We start from the raw sequence: 16,733 nt of genomic DNA on the forward strand, positions 1-16,733 counted from the left end.
AAAAGACTCCCGGTCGGCAAATACGTGCTTGACGCCCATCGAGAAGACGCTAGTATTAACGTTAATATCAGGATGTGCAAGCGCTGGAGGAGGCGGCACAGGCTGATCGGAGGAAAATCCATGGCATTGAGATGGAGCCGGGTCACACCGCAGCTTGCGCTCGCGCCTGCCGTGCTGATCACGGTTGTCGCGTTCATCGGATCGATCGTCTGGACCGTCGTGCTTTCGTTCACCCGCAGCCGGCGTCTTCCGGATTATGAGATCGACTGGTCCAATCCATTCCGCCAGTACACCAGGCTCTTTGCCGATGCCGGCTGGGAGATATCGCTTCGCAATCTGATCGTGCTTGCGATCGGCAGCGCGCTTGCGATCGTGCTCGGTTTCATTCTTGCCGCCATGATCGAACGCGAACGGCGCGGCGAGGACGTCTTCCGGACCGTCTTTCTTTATCCGCTCGCCGTCTCGTTGATCGTCACCGGTGTTGCATGGCGCTGGATCTTCAACCCGCAGCTCGGACTTGAGAATTTCCTGCACGGCATCGGTCTTACCGGCGTCAGCTTCAATTGGCTGAATGACGGGCAGACGGCGATGTATGCGATCATTCTCGCCTCCGTCTGGCAAAGCTCCGGCTTCTACATGGCGCTCATGCTCGCCGGTCTCAAGGGCATCAATCAGGAGATCTGGAGTGCTGCGCGCGTCGATGGCGTCAGCCTCTGGCGCGTCTATTTCGAAGTCATCATCCCGATGATGAAATTCACCTTCCTCACCTGCGCGATCCTGCTCTCGCTGGGGGTCATCAAGGCTTATGACATCATCGTTGCGATGACCAATGGCGGCCCCGGCCAATCCACCTGGTTGCCGGCCTATTTCACGATCAAGGCGATGACGGAGAAGAGCAATCTCGGCTACGCCTCGGCCGCCGCCTCGATGATGCTCGTCGTTACCCTGGCGATCTTCCTGCCGCTTGTCGCACTGACCGCCTGGCAGCAGCGCACGGCTCGCAATGGAGGTCATGCATGAGCGATATCGCAACCATCAGACCCTCGGTCGTTACCGCGGAAGCACCGGTGGAGGTCATGTTCCCCAGAGCGAAGAAGCGCATCAAGGGGCGCTCGATCGCGGTACTTGTCTTCCTGACCATGGCAGCACTCTTCTTTTGCATACCGCTCTATGTGCTTGTGGTTACCTCGTTCAAGTCGATGGATCAGATCCGTGAAGGTGCCATTTTCTCGCTGCCGCGGGAATGGACGATCGAGCCGTGGGTTTATGCCTGGAGCCAGGCCTGTTCCGGTATCACTTGTACCGGCCTTCGGGGCGGATTCTGGAACTCCGTCGCAATCCTGTTTCCGTCGTTGATTGCCTCGATTTCACTGTCGGCCGTGACGGGCTATGCCCTGGCGCTATGGAATGTGCGATGGACGGGCGCATTCCTGTTTCTTCTGTTTCTCTGCGCCTTCGTGCCGTTCCAGATCATCATGTATCCATTGATCGTCATCACGGTCGGTATGGGGATCTATGGCTCGCTCTGGGCGGTTGCCTTTATTCATACCGTGCTTTCGATGCCCGTCCTGACGCTGATCTTTCGGAATTACTACAAGGATATTCCTGCCGATCTCACCAAGGCGGCAATGATGGACTCCGGCTCGTTCTGGCAAATCTTCGTCGAGATCATCCTGCCGATGTCGGGCAATATCCTGATCGTCGTTTTGATCATGCAGATCACGCATATCTGGAACGACTATCTGATCGGCGTGACGTTCGGCGGCCTCGGGGCAGCGCCTATGACGGTCAATCTCGCGAACATGGTGACGGTATCGACGGGCACGGTTGCCTATAATGCCAACATGGCCGCAGCGCTGCTGACCGCCATCCCACCTCTGTTCATCTACTTCCTCCTCGGCAAGTTCTTCGTGCAGGGAATCTCGGCTGGCGCGATCAAGGGTTAGGGCAACGGATGCCAAGTGTTTCCTTCGAACATATCGTCAAGAAATTTGGTGAGGTGAAAGTCCTTTCCGGTCTCAATCTGGCGATCGATCACAGCGATTTTCTCGTGCTGCTCGGCCCGTCCGGCTGTGGCAAGACGACATTGCTGAACCTGCTGGCGGGCCTTGCCGATGTGTCCAGCGGACGCATCATGATCGGCGAACGCGACGTTACCGAACTCGATCCCAAGGATCGCGGACTGGCAATGGTCTTCCAATCCTACGCGCTCTATCCGACGAAGACGGTGGAGGGAAATCTGCGCTTCGGCCTGTCGGCGCTGAAGCTGCCGCGCGAGGAGGCGGACCGGCGCATCAAATGGGCGGCAAGCCTGCTGCAGCTCGAAGCCTTGATGAACCGCAAGCCGGCGCAGCTTTCCGGCGGCCAGCGCCAGCGCGTGGCCATCGGCCGAGCCCTCGTCAAGCACGCCGACGTACTTCTTTTCGATGAGCCGCTGTCCAATCTCGATGCGAAGCTGCGGACAGAGATGCGGCTCGAGATCAAGAAGTTGCACGAGGAGCTCAAGCCGACTGTTGTCTATGTCACGCATGACCAGATCGAAGCGATGACCATGGCAACGAAGATTGCCGTCATGAATGGCGGTGCGATCCAGCAGTTCGGCACGCCCGACGAGGTCTACGAACAGCCGGCAAATCTCTTCGTTGCCGGCTTCATCGGTTCGCCGGCGATGAACCTTGTCGAAGCCAGGGTCGTGCATGATGCGGAGCGATTGAGCGCGATCGCGGCTGACGGCCGGCGCTTCGATCTCTCCGGTTATGACTGTTGCACTCAGCATCCGTCCCATGACCAGCCGATCATCATTGGCATGCGGCCCGAGCATTTTGTCATCGGCGCGTCCTCGTCTTCGGCCGCCTGCTCGCTGGAGCTGCCGGTGCGGATCGTCGAGCGCACGGGGTCCGACGCGATCCTGTCGCTTAGCTTTGGCTCCTCGCTGATCGCGGTGCGTATCGAGCCGGATCGCGCCGCCAGGCTGAAGGCCGGCGAGCTCGTTACCGTGACCTATCCCAGAACAAAATTGAATCTTTTCGACGCCCAGAGCGGGCGGCGGCTTTAGTGGGAGGAACGCATGCTAAGAAACTGGAAAAAGGCATGGCTGGTAGCGTCGATCGTCATTTGTCCGATGGTCGTTCACGCCGAAGACCTGGTCATCTACCAGAAATGGTCGTCGCCAGCCGAGGTCGCTGCTCTCAACGTCCTGAAAAAAGCGGCGGAGGCGAAGGGGATCAAGTGGATCGACATCACTATCCCGCATGACACCGGCTCCAACGTCAACCTCATGAACCTGGTAACGGGCGGCCAGCCACCGAACGTGTTTTCCGAAAACAATCCCGCCGTTTATCGCGATCTGACGAATATGGGACTCGGTCGTCCGCTGACCGACATCTTCAAGGCGGATAGGGCGCTGGACAAGTTTCCGCCTTCGGTCATCAAGTCGATCACCGTCGACGACCAGATCATGAAGATCCCCCTCGGCATCCATATCGACGGCATGCTCTATTACAATATCGAGGCGGCGAAGAAGGCAGGTGTCGATCCTTCGAAATGGACGTCGCTTGATGAAATGTACGCCGACTTCGACAAGATCAAGAAGGCCGGTATTGTGCCGCTGGCGCTCGGCGCCCAGCAATGGCAGGTCGGCTATCTCACCCATACTTTGGTCGCCAGTGTCGGCGGCCCCGATCTCTTTACCAGGATCTACGGACCGAAGCCGGATGAGGCCGCGCTCGATGCGCCGGAGCTTCGAACCGCGTTCGAGTGGCTGCGCAAGTTCCAGCAGGCTTCCGATCCGGGTTCGGTCAATCGCGATTGGAACATGACCACCAATATGGTGATCGAGGGACAGGCACTCATGCAGATCCATGGCGACTGGATGAAGGGCGAGTGGCGTGCTGCCGGCAAGGAAGCCGGCAAGGATTTCGGCTGCCTGCAGATCCCCGGCTCAAAGGCGCTGTCTGTGACGGTCGATGCCTGGGGCATTCTCGGCAAGCAGTCGCCCGAAAAGGACGCTGCGGAAGTCGAGTTTGCCAAGCTCATCGTCGATCCGAAGATCAACGCCGCCTTCGCGGCGGCAAAGGGCTCGACGCCGGTGCGCACCGATGTCGACCCGTCTACGCTGGACGCCTGCTCGAAGAATGTCCTCGACATGCTGAAGGATCCCGCACACCAGGTGCAGAACCCTCACTCGATGGTCGATGCGGACTGGCAGTCGGCGATCTGGGAAGTGGCTTTCAACTACTGGAGCAATCCGAACATGACGGTGGACCAGGCAGTCGCTGCGCTCAAGGACCAGTACGAGGCCATTCTCAAATAGAGACCGGAAGCATGACGTTTGGCATGGCGGCAAGCTTTCTTGCCACGGGCAGCGAAACTGGAACGGAAGGTGAGATAGACATGGATACAAGACTTCTCGATGAAGATGCCGTGATGCAGATCTGCTTCGTCACCGACGATGTGGTGAAATCAGCGCAATGGTTCTCCGATCTGACAGGCAAACCCGTGCCCAAGGAGGGCAGGGCTGCGGAGCCTGATGTGGCGCAGGCGATTTACGACGGCAAGCCTGCCGCCGTCGGCTGCCGCATCATGATGTTCAAGTTCGGAAATATCGATGTGGAATTCCTTCAGCCGGGACCGGAGAAAAGCGCCTGGCGCGACCTGCTGGAGGAAAAGGGGCCGGGCTGCCATCATATCGCGTTCCGCACCCGCAATCTGACGAAGCGCAACGCATTTCTCGAGGACAAAGGCCACCGGCTCCTGCAGCGCGGTGAATTCGACGGCGGTCACGGCCGCTATGCCTATTATGACACCGTCAAGGACCTCGGCGTCATGGTCGAGCTGCTTGAGTTCGACAAGGACAAGGAGCCGCAAGGCTGATGTCTGCCGGCCCTTCCCGACGATGGGCCGGTCATCTTCGATATTCCCCCCGCCGAGAGCAGATCCATGGCTTATCCGATTGCGTATCAACTTTATTCGTCCAGGAATTTCCCGCCGCTTCACGCGCAGTTTCCCCTGCTGAAATCTCTGGGTTATGACGCGATCGAGCCGTGGTTGCCGGCCTATGAAAGCGATCCCGGGCTGTTTCGGCGCCAGATCGACGATGCCGGCCTTGCCTGCTTCGGATTTCACATGCCGCTGAAGGGCCTGGTTGCCGAGCCGGATCGCTTCATCGAGATCGCGCAGACGCTCGGCGCGACCTACATGATCCCGCCCTTTGTGCCGAAGGAGGAGCGGGTGGATACCGCCAATTTTTGGAAGAGGATCGGCGAGCGGCTTGCACAGGGCGCCGAACGCGCGGCGCGGCATGGCCTGAAGGTCGCCTGGCATAATCACGATTTCGAATATGTCCCGCTCGCAGACGGCTCAAGGCCGATCGATCACATTCTCGGTGTCGGTGACAAGGTCTTGTTCGAGATCGATTGCGGCTGGATCACGCGCGCCGGTGCCGATCCCGCCAAGGAATTGGAGCGCTACGCGGATCGCATTATCGCCATTCAGACCAAGGACACGGCGCCTCTCGGAACGACGGTCGATGACGGCTGGGTCGCAACCGGTGACGGCATCATCGATTGGGCGGCGCTGGTTCCGCACTTCCGTAAGACCCGGGCGGATCACATCGTCACGGAGCACGACAATCCCTCCGATTGGCGGCGCTTTGCCAAGCGATCGATCGACCACATCCGCTCACTCGGCTTGTAGGGGCGGCAAGGTGAAGATCGTCGACGTCAAATGTGCCGTTATCGGCTCGAGCCCCGTTATCCGCATCGTCACCGATGCCGGCATCGACGGTTATGCCCAGGCGGAAACCTGGAAGCCGTTCCTCAAACCCTACATTCTCGCGTTCCGGGATGCGCTCATTGGTCTCGATCCCACTGATGTCGAGCGGGTGATGCTGCGCATCCGGCAGCGAGGCGGCTTCAAGCCCTGGGGAGCGGTCGTCAGCATCATCGAGATGGCACTCTGGGACATTGCCGGCAAGGCGGCGGGCGTGCCGGTCTACAAGCTTCTGGGTGGTAAGGTGCGCGATCGGGTTCGCGTCTATAATGGTGCGGTCCGCGAGCCGATGACTGGCTTTGCGCCCGAAGATTATGCCTGGAGCTGCCGTGCAATGAGGGCGGCAGGCGAGGGCTTCACCATCGTCAAGCAGCCGATCGGCTTTCACAGCCGCATGCGTGTCGAGGTGCCGGATTTCTTCTATGGCGATCCGGAAGCCGGCGGGATGCACGGCGCCCATGACCGCGGCCTGCTCACCGAGCGCGGGCTAAAGCACATGGTCGCCTGCGTCGCTGCAATGAAGGAGGAGCTGGGTGACGAGATCGGTCTGGCGCTCGATTGCGGTCCCAGCTGGACGGTACCCGATGCGATCCGGTTCGCAAGAGCGGTCGAGCCGTTCAATCTCGTCTGGCTCGAAGACATGTTGACTGGCGATTATTCGCCCTTCGTCAATGCGGACGTCTATCGCGATCTGACCTTGTCGACCTCAACCCCGATCCACACCGGCGAGCAGATCTATCTCAGGCAGAATTTCAAGCCGCTGATCGAAAGCAAGGCGGTCAATATTATCGGGCCTGACCCTTGCGACGTCGGCGGTATCGCCGAACTCAAATGGATCGCCGAGTATGCCGATCTGCACGGTATTCTGATGGCCCCGCATGGGACGGCCAACGGTTTGCTGGGACTTGCCGCCCTGGTCCAGGTCTGCGCGGCACTTCCGCACAATTATGTCGCCTTTGAATATACCGTCGGCGATCCGCTCTGGTGGTACGATATCGTGGATGGATTGCCGAAGCCCTTGGTCGTAGACGGTCACATAACGGTTTGGGATGCTCCTGGCCTCGGGGTGACACTGAATGCGGAAAAGGCGAGGCCCTATCTGACAGAAGAAGATCATGTGTTTTTTGATTGAACTTCTTTGGAGCGGCGGCAGATCGATATCGATCGCAAGGCGCGTCTCGGCCGCGTGACTGAATGCAAGATGGGCGGCCGTCCGATCGATGGTAGCGGGAGAAGCGGGCTTTCTCGACAACCAATCTGCGAGAGCAATGAACAGCCTCCTTGCGGCGGTGCGTCTTGCAATGCCCTGTTCCAGCTCCGGTAGGACAATGCTGCATCCCATTCGAGCCGCCATTTGGCGCCTGTGACATTTGTTGCGGCGCGCCCGCACGCCAGGAATGTAGAAAGAGATTTTCCAATTCCGGCGCCTTCAGAGATCGCTGTTTCTTTTAATCTACTATTTTTATGGACAATATTCGCATTATCGAAAACGCATGCGGTCTCCGGAAGGGAAGAGAATGAGTGCGCCCAAACTCGTCGGCATTGCCGGCAGCTTCAACAGGCCGTCGAAGACCTACTCGCTGGTCCAGACCGTCGCGGATCTGGCAAGCGATCGATATGGCTTCGCAAGCAAGGTTTATGATCTGCATGATGTTGGTCCGTCCCTCGGCGCTACCCAGTGGCGCAAAGATCTCGATGACCAGGCGAAAGGCGTGATCGACGATATCGTCTCTGCGGATGCGCTGATTATCGGTTCGCCAACCTTCAAGGGATCCTATCCCGGGCTGTTCAAGCATCTGATCGATCTCATCGATCCGCACGAGCTGCGTGCCAAGCCGATCATCATCACCGCGACCGGCGGCGGAGACAGGCATGCGCTGATGGTGGAACATCAGTTGCGGCCGCTCTTCGGTTTCTTCATGGCTCATACCCTGCCAACCGCAGTCTATGCATCGGATCGTGATTTTACCGATTACAAGGTCGCTTCGGAACCGCTCGCCAATCGGATCAATGAAGTCGTCGGCGAGCTCTCAGCTTTCTTCCCGCATTCGGTAAGGGTGCTCGCCGCGGCCGAATGATAGGCTGATGGACAAATTGCATCCCGCCGCCTCGGATTTATCAACCAAATGGAGGGTTACATGAAATGGAATGTCATTAGCCGCCTGAAGACGATTTTCGCCGGGCGTGCGTTGCGAGATGCGAACGGACCCATCCAGCCCGTTGATCGGCCCGGGTCCGCCGAGCGAGAGCTTTCAGCGCGCGACTACGAGATCTACTATTGGTGCACGTCCCCCGCGCCCTGGTATTGAGGGGATGCGCTTTTGGTTTCCTGTCGCAAGCTTTGCATTCGGTCGCTTTTTCTCGTGAGGCTTACATGACCAGAGTACTGATTGTGCCTGGCCTTTTCGGCTCGGGCGAGGGACATTGGCAGCGCTATTGGCTGCAGGATCATCACGACGTTCGGCTCGTCGAGCAGGACGACTGGGACTTTCCCAATCTCAGCAGCTGGATGGAAAAATTGGAAGCCGCACTGGAAGAGGCCGGTGAGGCCTATATCGTCGCCCACAGTCTGGGCTGCGTGCTGACGGCGAGGTTGGCTGGCCGCGAGGCTGCGCGAAGGGTCAAAGGTGCGCTGCTTGTTGCGCCCTGCGATATTCCGGTGACTGAAGCCCTGCATTCGGGGCATCTGTCTTTCGGCACCATGCCGACGGAAGCCTTGCCTTTCCCCAGCATGACGGTCGGGAGTTTGAACGACATTTATATGAGCCTCGACAGGCTCGGCATGTTCGGGCGGCTCTGGAATTCGGATGTTCGCAATATCGGTCTTGCCGGACATATCAACGTAGCGAGCGGTTTCGGGCGCTGGGCAAGCGGCTACGGCTTTCTCGAAATGCTGAAGACACGCGGCAGGCATCGCAGGCCGCAAGGGTTTTCAGCAGCAATTGCGGCGCCTATTTAAAAGAAGGCTTTTCATATCGGACATTCGACGCCATTGTGCGGCGGATTTTTTCTCGTCCCTTGGGCGCCATTTCAAGCGTGCGTCGGGGCAGGTTGTTTGGAGGTAAGACAATGAGTTTGCGCATCAACGATATCGCCCCGGACTTCACGGCAGAGACGACGCAGGGCGAGGTTCAGTTCCACGATTGGATCGGTGACGGCTGGGCCGTTCTTTTCTCGCATCCGAAGAATTTCACGCCCGTCTGCACGACCGAGCTTGGCGCGATGGCTGGCCTCGAAGGTGAGTTCCGCAAGCGTGGTGTCAAGATCATCGGCATCTCCGTCGATCCGGTCGAAAGTCACGGCCGCTGGAAGAACGACATCAAGACCGCAACCGGCTTCGATGTCGATTATCCGCTGATCGGCGACAAGGACCTGAAGGTCGCCAAGCTTTATGACATGCTGCCGGCCGGCGCCGGTGACAGCTCCGAGGGTCGCACGCCCGCCGACAATGCCACGGTTCGCTCGGTCTTCGTCATCGGCCCGGACAAGAAGATCAAGCTGATCCTCACCTATCCGATGACGACGGGCCGCAACTTCGGCGAAATCCTGCGTGCGATTGACTCGATCCAGCTGACATCGAAGCATCAGGTGGCAACGCCGGCCAACTGGCAGCAGGGCGAAGATGTCATCATCACCGCTGCCGTTTCCAACGAAGACGCCATCACCCGCTTCGGCTCGTTCGATACGGTATTGCCCTATCTGCGCAAGACCCGGCAGCCATCAGCCTGATCGGCGTCAGGATTAAAATTTCCAACGGATGCGATGCGGCCTAGACGGCCGCATCGCTTTTTCACAAGCTGACACTCTCGCGCAAAAAATCCAGCAAGGCGCGCACGCGGGCAGGCAGGGGGCCGCCCTGGCCTATATAGACGGCGTGAAACTCCTCGGTATCGCCAGGATTGAGGTCTTCCAGAACCGGCTGCAGCCGGCCGGCCGCGATATCCGATCTGACGGTGAAGGCGGCAAGGCGGGCAATGCCTGCGCCTTCGATCGCAAGATGACGCATGGCTTCGCCGTCGCCCACCTGCAGACTACGTGCAGCGGGGATCGTCGCAACCTCGCCATCAACGAGCAACGGCCAGCCTTCGATCGCCCTGGAATAGCTAAAGCCGATGCGGCAATGTTTTGTCAGCTCGGCCGCGGAGCGCGGCGTCCCATGTCTGCGTAGATAATCTGGCGATGCGACGATGATATTTCGCGTCACCCCGAGCTTGCGGGCCGTGAGGCTGGAACTTTTCAGTGGCCCGGCTCGGATCGCGACATCGGCGCGCTCTTCCATCAAGTCGACGACGCGATCGGTGTGGAAGATCTCCAGCGAAACATTGGAATGCAGCGCCATGAAGCCGGGAACAAGCGGAGCGAGCACATGGTTGCCGAAGGAGCCGCTGGTATTGATGCGAATATGCCCGGCAACCTGCTCTCCCGCAGAAGCATGGCGCTCGGCTTCGGCGATATCGGCAAGGATGGCAACGCTGCGCTCGAAGAAGGAGCAGCCTTCGGGCGTGAGCTGCAGCCGCCTTGTCGAGCGATGGATGAGGCGCGTGCCGAGGCGCTTTTCCAGCCTGGTGACGAGCTTGCTGACGGCAGACGGCGTCATACGGCAGGCGATGGCGGCGGCGGTGAAGCCGCCGAGCTCCACGGCGCGCACGAAGACTTCCATTTCACCGGAACGATTGATCTCTTGACGGCTCATGATGAATTCAAATCATAAATCAGTTTCTTTCTAGCAATCTATATCATCTTGATGGAAGGATCTATCTCTTGGGAAAACATCAGGAGACAGATGATGGACTACAGAAATCTTGGCGCTTCCGGCCTGCGTGTTCCCGTTCTCAGTTTCGGCGCTGGCACCTTTGCCGGCAGTGGCCCTCTATTCAGCGCGTGGGGCTCGACGGATGCGGCCGAAGCGCGGCGTCTGGTCGATATCTGCCTGGAAGCGGGCGTCAATCTTTTCGACACTGCCGATGTCTATTCGGCCGGTGCGTCGGAAGAGGTGCTCGGCGAGGCGATCCGGGGCCGGCGCGATGCCGTTCTGATCTCGACAAAGACCGCCCTTCCGATGGGCGAAGGACCCGCCGATTGGGGGAGCTCGCGCTCACGGTTGATCAAGTCGGTCGATGCTGCCTTGCGTCGCCTCGGCACCGATTACATCGATCTGTTACAGCTGCATGCCTTCGACGCCTCGACCCCGATCGAGGAAACGCTCTCCACGCTGGATAGCCTCGTGCGAGCGGGAAAGATCCGCTATGTCGGCGCCTCTAACTTCTCCGGTTGGGAGTTGATGAAATCGCTTGCCGTGTCCGAGAAGCATTCCTATGTGCGCCATGTCGCCCATCAGGTTTATTATTCGCTTGCAGGCCGTGACTATGAATGGGAGCTGATGCCCCTTGGCAGCGATCAGAATGTCGGTGCGCTGGTCTGGAGCCCGCTGGCCTGGGGCAGGCTGACAGGCAAGATCCGCCGCGGCCAGCCTTTGCCGGAGACAAGCCGGCTGCACGAAACCGCATCCTTCGGCCCGCCCGTCGATGACGAGAAGCTGTTCGATATTGTCGATGTCCTGGACGAGATCGCCGGTGAAACCGGAAAAAGCGTGCCACAGATCGCCATCAACTGGTTGCTAAGCCGGCCGACGGTTTCAAGCGTCATCATCGGTGCGCGCAATGAAGAGCAGTTGCGCCAAAATCTCGGTGCGGTCGGTTGGACGCTTTCCAGGGAGCAGATCGAAAGGCTGGACAAGGTGAGCGCGGTGACGGCCCCCTATCCCTATTTCCCCTATCGGCGACAGGAGGGTTTTGCGAGGCTTAATCCGCCGCTGATTTGACGAATGGATGATATGGCGGCGGCGGAGCAATTTTGGCTCCGCCGCCGAATGCTTCTTAGCGGCCACCTTCGATCTTGCGGTGGCGCTGGTTCCGTCCGCTTTCGCCATAGGGATAGGCGGCAGGCTGTGGCGCGCTGATCTCGTTGAGCCTACCCATCTCTGCCTCCGACAGCGCCAGCTTGGCGGCACCCAGATTGTCGGCAAGTTGCTCGGATGTGCGGGCGCCGAGAATGACCGATGTTACGGCCGGACGCGCCGCCGTCCAGGCAAGGGCCACCTGCGCCATGCTGACGCCGCGTGCCTTGGCGATCTCCTCCACGGTTTCGATGATCGCCCAAGTCCGCTCCTGGGCGTTGCGCGCGGCATAGGCTTCGCTGCCGCGATTGGGGTTTTCGCCGAGCCGTGTGGCGCCGGTTGGCGTCTCGTCGCGCTTGTATTTGCCGGTCAGCCAGCCGCCGCCGAGCGGCGACCAGGGCAGCAGGCCCATGCCGGCATCGAGGCAGGCATCGACGATCTCGAGCTCGATATCGCGCACGAGCAGATTATATTGCGGCTGCAGGGTCACCGGCCGCGTATAGCCCCGCGCCTTGGCGATCTCGGCCGCCTTGGCGATGTGCCAGCCGACATAGTTGGAAAAGCCGTAGTAGCCGATCTTGCCGGCGCGCACGGCGTCATCGAGGAAGCGCAGCGTCTCCTCGATCGGCGTCAGGGCGTCCCAGGCGTGCATCTGGTAGAGATCGATATGATCGATGCTGAGACGACGCAGCGAGTCGTCCAGGGCCTGCCCCAGGTGCCGTCGCGAAAGGCCGATGTCATTTGGACCGTTGCCCATCGGGAAGCGGCCCTTGGTGGCGACGACGGCCTGGCGAGCCTCGGTCGGACGCGCCTTCAGCCAGCGGCCGATGATCTCTTCCGACTTGCCGGCACTGTAGACATCGGCGGTGTCGATGAAGTTGCCGCCCCATGCGAAGTAATCGTCAAGAAGCTTGTGCGACGCGGCCTCACTCGCTTCCGCGCCGAATGTCATGGTGCCAAGGCAATAGGCCGTGACAACGGCCCCGCTTGGGCCGAGCTTGCGATAATCCATTCCTGCCTCCTCTGAACGGAGCGCTGGTTCCCGATCGGCAAAGCTCTCGGGAGAGCTGCAGGCTCCGTGATCCATAGCAATGTGGTGCTTGAGACGGCCTCCACCGTCGATGGGATTCGACGCTCGGCGTTTTACCGCCTTGGCCGCAAAGAGAGCATAGCTAATCATCCCATGATTACCAAGCGTATTCATTGCCTGGGCGGCCTGGCTTGCGTAAAATTCTCCGTGATGATTCCTCCTTCGCCAAATGTCTTCCTTCATGGATGAAACGCCGACAAGCCGCATGCTCTCCTGGGCACGCAACTCCACGATTTATCGTCTCGAACGTCGCATGATGACCGAGAGGCAATTATCCGATGCGATCGCCAAGAAGGCGAAACAGAAGTTCGAAGATATCAGCGAGGTGCAGATCAAGGCGCTTGCCGATTTCGCGGTTAAATTCGCCTATGAGCTGAAAGTGCTCGACGATGTCGCCTTCGCTGAAATCAGCACGCGCTCGGCGGTCCGTTCCGGAAAATCGAAGAAAGCCATCGCCTTCAAGCTCGCATCCAAGGGCATTAGCGGCGAGACTGTCGTTGCGGCAGTGGAGGAGGTCGACGATCTCCATTCTGCCGTGATTTTTGCCAGGAAACGCGGCTTCGGTCCTTTTCGGCGCGGCGATCTCGACGAGAAGCGCAAGGCAAAAGAATTATCTGCCTTCGCCCGCAATGGTTTCAGCTTCGCCATCGGCAAGAGGGTCTTCGAGATGGAGAGAGAAGATGCAGAGGACATGCTGGTCTCGAGTTCGGTATTCTGACGCCATCTGCTCATTGAAATAGTCGCGACCTCTGGCTAGCTTCGCCGCACCTGAAGTGGTGGTCATGGGGATATTCGTGAAAGCAGACATTCGATTACTCGCAGCGGCGACGTGTATTGCCTCTTTGCCGATGGCCGCCCATGCCGACCGGCAGGTGGTCGAGACGACCAAGACTTACGCGATCACCGGAACATCGGGGCGCGAGCTTTACGATTCCATCGGTGAGCGCGGCCCGTTGCTCGGACCCAAGGTGAGAGCGATTGCTCATACCGATTTCAAGCTGACATGGACGCGCAAATACGCGCTACAGCCGGATGGTGCCTGCGCGATCACGATCAATATACCGAAACTGATCATCACCTACACATTGCCGAAGCCCTCCGCCCAATTGCCGGCGTCGACCCGCAAAAGCTGGCAGAAATTCATCGCTGGCGTCGAAGCGCATGAGCGGGTGCATGGTGGTTTCATCAAGGACATGGTCAAGGAGATAGAGGCGATGAGCGTTGGCTTCTCCGTGCCCGACGACCCGAAATGCAGCAAGATCCGTATCGAGCTGACGAAGCGGCTCGGCGAGATTTCCAATAAAGAGCGGCGTCGCAACAGCGATTTCGACAAGGTCGAATTCAGCGATGGCGGCAATCTCCAGCAGCTCGTTTTGAAGCTGGTCAAGGAAGAATAGCGCCAACGAACGCAGCCGGCCGCGCGTGACCGGCTGCGTCTATTTAATCAAGCCTTAGCGGCCCTTCTGCTTCCGCCATTCCGCGAATTTAAGTTTCGGCGCATCGCTGGTCGCGGGATAGAGGCCGATGATGGTCGCGCCGTTCATGACTTCCTCGGTGACGAAGTCCTCGTAGGCCGTCATTTCCACGGTCTCAGTGGCAATCTCATCGGCGAGATGGGCAGGGATGACGATGACGCCTTCATTGTCGCCGACGAGCACGTCACCGGGGAAAACCGCCACATCGCCGCAGCCGATCGGGCCATTGATTTCGATCGCCTGATGCAGGGTCAGGTTCGTCGGGGCGGACGGGCGGTGATGGTAGGAGGGGATGTCGAGGGCGGCGATTTCGGGGCTGTCGCGGAAACCACCGTCAGTGACGACACCGGCCACGCCGCGTACCTGCAGGCGCGAGACAAGAATGGAGCCGGCCGATGCAGCACGCGCATCCTTGCGGCTGTCCATGACGAGCACGAAGCCGGGCGGGCATTGCTCGACGGCGGCGCGCTGCGGATGTTCGGGGTTGCGGAAGACTTCCAGCGTGTTCAGGTCTTCTCGCGCCGGAATATAGCGAAGCGTGAAGGCCTGGCCGACCATGCTTGCCTTCTTCGGCGAAAGCGGCCGCACATCCTGAATGAACTGGTTGCGCAGGCCCCGCCGGAAAAGTGCGGTGGCGATCGTCGGTGTTGCCACACCCATCAGCTTGTCGCGCGTCTCGCTGCTCAGCACATAATTGCTCATGCGATATATCCTCTATGATCAATAGATGTCGGGTTCGCCCGGCGTCGGGCCGAAGTTGTTTTCCAGGAAGTCGAAATCGCAGCCGGTATCGGCCTGGGCGACATGGCGCGAGAACATCCAGCCGTAGCCGCGACCGAATTTTTCCGCCGGCTTGACCCAGGCGTCGCGCCGACGCTGCAATTCATCCTCGTCGACAAGCATGTCGATGCGCCGTGCCTCGAGATCGAGGCGGATGATGTCGCCGTTGCGCAAGAGCGCCAGCGGGCCGCCGACATGCGATTCCGGCGAGACGTGGAGAATGCAGGCGCCATAGCTCGTACCGCTCATGCGGGCATCGGACAGACGCAGCATATCCCTGTGCCCCTTCTTCAGCAGCGCCTTCGGGATCGGCAGCATGCCCCATTCGGGCATGCCGGGACCACCCTGTGGGCCGGCGCCGCGCAGGACCATGACGTGGTCGGGCGTGATGTCGAGATCCTGATCGTCGACGGCGGCCTTCATCTCCGGATAGTTGTCGAAGACGAGCGCCGGTCCCTGATGCTTGTGAAAGCGCGGATCGCAGGCGGCCGGCTTGATGACAGCACCCGTCGGCGCAAGGTTGCCCTTCAGTACAGCAAGCGACCCCTCGTGATACACCGGATTGTCGAGCGAGCGGATGACATCGTCATTGTAGCATTTCGCACCTTCCAACGTTTCGCCAAGGGTGAAGCCGGAGACCGTAAGCGCCGAGAGATCGAGCTTGGAAGACAGCTTCGCCATCAGGGCGCGCAGGCCGCCAGCGTAATAGAAATCCTCCATCAGATAGGTCTTGCCTGTGGGCCTGATATTGGCGAGCACCGGCGTCGTGCGCCCGGCCTGATCAAGATCATCGAGCGAGAGATTTGTGCCGGCGCGTCGTGCCATCGCGATCAGATGCACGACGGCATTGGTGGAACAGCCGGTTGCCATCGCGACGGCGACGGCATTTTTAACAGCGGCCTGCGTGACGATCTTCGAGGGGACGAGATCCTCCCAGACCATCTCGACGATCCGGCGGCCGACGGCCGAGGACATGCGAATATGATTGGCATCAGGCGCCGGGATCGAGCTCGCGCCGGGCAGCGTTAGCCCCAGTGCTTCCGCAATCGCCGTCATCGTGCTCGCCGTGCCCATGGTCATACAGTGACCGTAAGAGCGGGCGATGCCGGCCTCGACATCGACCCATTCCTTCTCCGAAATGGTGCCGGCGCGGCGTTCGTCCCAGAACTTCCAGGCATCGGAACCGGAGCCTAGATATTCGCCACGATAATTACCGCGCAGCATCGGGCCGGCGGGCAGATAGATCATCGGCAGCCCCATGGAAAGCGCGCCCATGACGAGGCCTGGTGTGGTCTTGTCGCAGCCGCCCATCAGGACCGCGCCGTCGACCGGGTGCGAACGCAACAGCTCCTCCGCTTCCATCGCCAGCATGTTGCGATAGAGCATGGTCGTCGGCTTCACATAGCTTTCCGACAGCGACAGCGCAGGCAGCTCCAGGGGAAAGCCACCCGCCTGTACGATGCCGCGCTTCACGTCCTCGACGCGATGCTTGAAATGGGCATGGCAAGGATTGGCGTCCGACCAGGTGTTCAAGATGGCGATGACTGGCTTGTCTGTCCATTCTTCGGGCGCGTAGCCCATCTGCATGGTGCGCGAGCGATGCCCCGAGCTTCTAAGGTCGTCGGGGGCAAACCATCTGGCACTGCGTAAGTCCTGGGGCTTCTTCCTGCTGTTCATTGTATTTGCGCCTTGTATTCGAATATTGGTCGAAGGGATAAATCCG

18 protein-coding genes are annotated in these 16,733 nt (G+C 59.6%); 14 read left to right on the plus strand and 4 right to left on the minus strand.

Features of this window, described 5'->3' with window-relative positions; genetic code table 11:
* Positions 1 to 120: 120 nt before the first annotated feature.
* The 11 genes from AC13Q5_RS17480 to AC13Q5_RS17530 all read left to right on the plus strand — a co-directional run bounded on the left by AC13Q5_RS17480 (position 121) and on the right by AC13Q5_RS17530 (position 9,498).
* Positions 121 to 1,020 (plus strand): carbohydrate ABC transporter permease, encoded by a 900-nt coding sequence (locus AC13Q5_RS17480; protein ID WP_488502569.1) that lies wholly within the window; start codon positions 121 to 123, stop codon positions 1,018 to 1,020.
* Positions 1,017 to 1,946 (plus strand): carbohydrate ABC transporter permease, encoded by a 930-nt coding sequence (locus AC13Q5_RS17485; protein ID WP_457879604.1) that lies wholly within the window; start codon positions 1,017 to 1,019, stop codon positions 1,944 to 1,946. The genes AC13Q5_RS17480 and AC13Q5_RS17485 overlap by 4 nt, the downstream gene beginning before the upstream one ends.
* Before the next feature lie 8 nt (positions 1,947 to 1,954).
* Positions 1,955 to 3,055, plus strand: a complete 1,101-nt coding sequence (locus tag AC13Q5_RS17490) for an ABC transporter ATP-binding protein (RefSeq protein ID WP_488502570.1) — start codon at positions 1,955 to 1,957, stop codon at positions 3,053 to 3,055.
* A gap of 12 nt (positions 3,056 to 3,067) precedes the next feature.
* Positions 3,068 to 4,312: an ABC transporter substrate-binding protein gene (locus AC13Q5_RS17495; protein WP_488502571.1), complete on the plus strand. Its 1,245-nt coding sequence runs from the start codon at positions 3,068 to 3,070 to the stop codon at positions 4,310 to 4,312.
* An 80-nt stretch (positions 4,313 to 4,392) separates the two neighbouring features.
* Positions 4,393 to 4,872: a VOC family protein gene (locus AC13Q5_RS17500; RefSeq protein WP_488502572.1), complete on the plus strand. Its 480-nt coding sequence runs from the start codon at positions 4,393 to 4,395 to the stop codon at positions 4,870 to 4,872.
* 66 nt (positions 4,873 to 4,938) lie between these two features.
* The gene (locus AC13Q5_RS17505; RefSeq protein WP_488502573.1) at positions 4,939 to 5,694 is read left to right on the plus strand and encodes a sugar phosphate isomerase/epimerase family protein; all 756 of its coding nucleotides are present in this window, start codon (positions 4,939 to 4,941) and stop codon (positions 5,692 to 5,694) included.
* A 10-nt stretch (positions 5,695 to 5,704) separates the two neighbouring features.
* Positions 5,705 to 6,901, plus strand: a complete 1,197-nt coding sequence (locus tag AC13Q5_RS17510) for a mandelate racemase/muconate lactonizing enzyme family protein (RefSeq protein ID WP_488502574.1) — start codon at positions 5,705 to 5,707, stop codon at positions 6,899 to 6,901.
* Positions 6,902 to 7,286: 385 nt separating this feature from the next.
* Positions 7,287 to 7,847 (plus strand): FMN reductase, encoded by a 561-nt coding sequence (msuE, locus tag AC13Q5_RS17515; protein ID WP_488502575.1) that lies wholly within the window; start codon positions 7,287 to 7,289, stop codon positions 7,845 to 7,847.
* Positions 7,848 to 7,907: 60 nt separating this feature from the next.
* Positions 7,908 to 8,078: a hypothetical protein gene (locus AC13Q5_RS17520; RefSeq protein ID WP_159444794.1), complete on the plus strand. Its 171-nt coding sequence runs from the start codon at positions 7,908 to 7,910 to the stop codon at positions 8,076 to 8,078.
* A 65-nt stretch (positions 8,079 to 8,143) separates the two neighbouring features.
* Positions 8,144 to 8,728: an RBBP9/YdeN family alpha/beta hydrolase gene (locus tag AC13Q5_RS17525; protein ID WP_488502576.1), complete on the plus strand. Its 585-nt coding sequence runs from the start codon at positions 8,144 to 8,146 to the stop codon at positions 8,726 to 8,728.
* 110 nt (positions 8,729 to 8,838) lie between these two features.
* Positions 8,839 to 9,498: a peroxiredoxin gene (locus AC13Q5_RS17530; protein ID WP_075854017.1), complete on the plus strand. Its 660-nt coding sequence runs from the start codon at positions 8,839 to 8,841 to the stop codon at positions 9,496 to 9,498.
* A gap of 61 nt (positions 9,499 to 9,559) precedes the next feature.
* Here the strand turns inward: AC13Q5_RS17530 and AC13Q5_RS17535 are convergent, their stop codons facing one another.
* On the minus strand, positions 9,560 to 10,462 hold the full coding sequence (locus AC13Q5_RS17535) for a LysR family transcriptional regulator (protein WP_488502577.1): 903 nt from the start codon (positions 10,460 to 10,462) through the stop codon (positions 9,560 to 9,562).
* A 93-nt stretch (positions 10,463 to 10,555) separates the two neighbouring features.
* Here AC13Q5_RS17535 and AC13Q5_RS17540 point away from each other — a divergent pair, with 93 nt between their 5' ends.
* Complete coding sequence (locus AC13Q5_RS17540; RefSeq protein ID WP_488502578.1) at positions 10,556 to 11,590, plus strand: aldo/keto reductase; 1,035 nt, start codon at positions 10,556 to 10,558, stop codon at positions 11,588 to 11,590.
* Positions 11,591 to 11,645: 55 nt separating this feature from the next.
* Here the strand turns inward: AC13Q5_RS17540 and AC13Q5_RS17545 are convergent, their stop codons facing one another.
* Positions 11,646 to 12,677, minus strand: a complete 1,032-nt coding sequence (locus AC13Q5_RS17545) for an aldo/keto reductase (protein WP_488502579.1) — start codon at positions 12,675 to 12,677, stop codon at positions 11,646 to 11,648.
* 259 nt (positions 12,678 to 12,936) lie between these two features.
* On the opposite strand from AC13Q5_RS17545, the gene recX reads away from it, so the two are divergent.
* Both recX and AC13Q5_RS17555 read left to right on the plus strand, forming a co-directional pair.
* Positions 12,937 to 13,473, plus strand: a complete 537-nt coding sequence (gene recX / locus AC13Q5_RS17550; protein ID WP_488502580.1) for a recombination regulator RecX — start codon at positions 12,937 to 12,939, stop codon at positions 13,471 to 13,473.
* A gap of 64 nt (positions 13,474 to 13,537) precedes the next feature.
* Positions 13,538 to 14,152: a DUF922 domain-containing Zn-dependent protease gene (locus tag AC13Q5_RS17555; RefSeq protein ID WP_488502581.1), complete on the plus strand. Its 615-nt coding sequence runs from the start codon at positions 13,538 to 13,540 to the stop codon at positions 14,150 to 14,152.
* Between the two features lie 54 nt (positions 14,153 to 14,206).
* Here AC13Q5_RS17555 and AC13Q5_RS17560 read toward each other — a convergent pair whose 3' ends face one another.
* On the minus strand, positions 14,207 to 14,932 hold the full coding sequence (locus AC13Q5_RS17560) for a ribonuclease activity regulator RraA (protein ID WP_488502582.1): 726 nt from the start codon (positions 14,930 to 14,932) through the stop codon (positions 14,207 to 14,209).
* 18 nt (positions 14,933 to 14,950) lie between these two features.
* A complete protein-coding gene (gene araD, locus AC13Q5_RS17565) occupies positions 14,951 to 16,687 on the minus strand; it encodes an L-arabinonate dehydratase (protein WP_488502583.1) in 1,737 nt (578 codons plus the stop codon).
* Between the last annotated feature and the right edge of the window lie 46 nt (positions 16,688 to 16,733).

The sequence above is a fragment of the Martinezella sp. CNPSo 3964 genome, assembly GCF_057784375.1.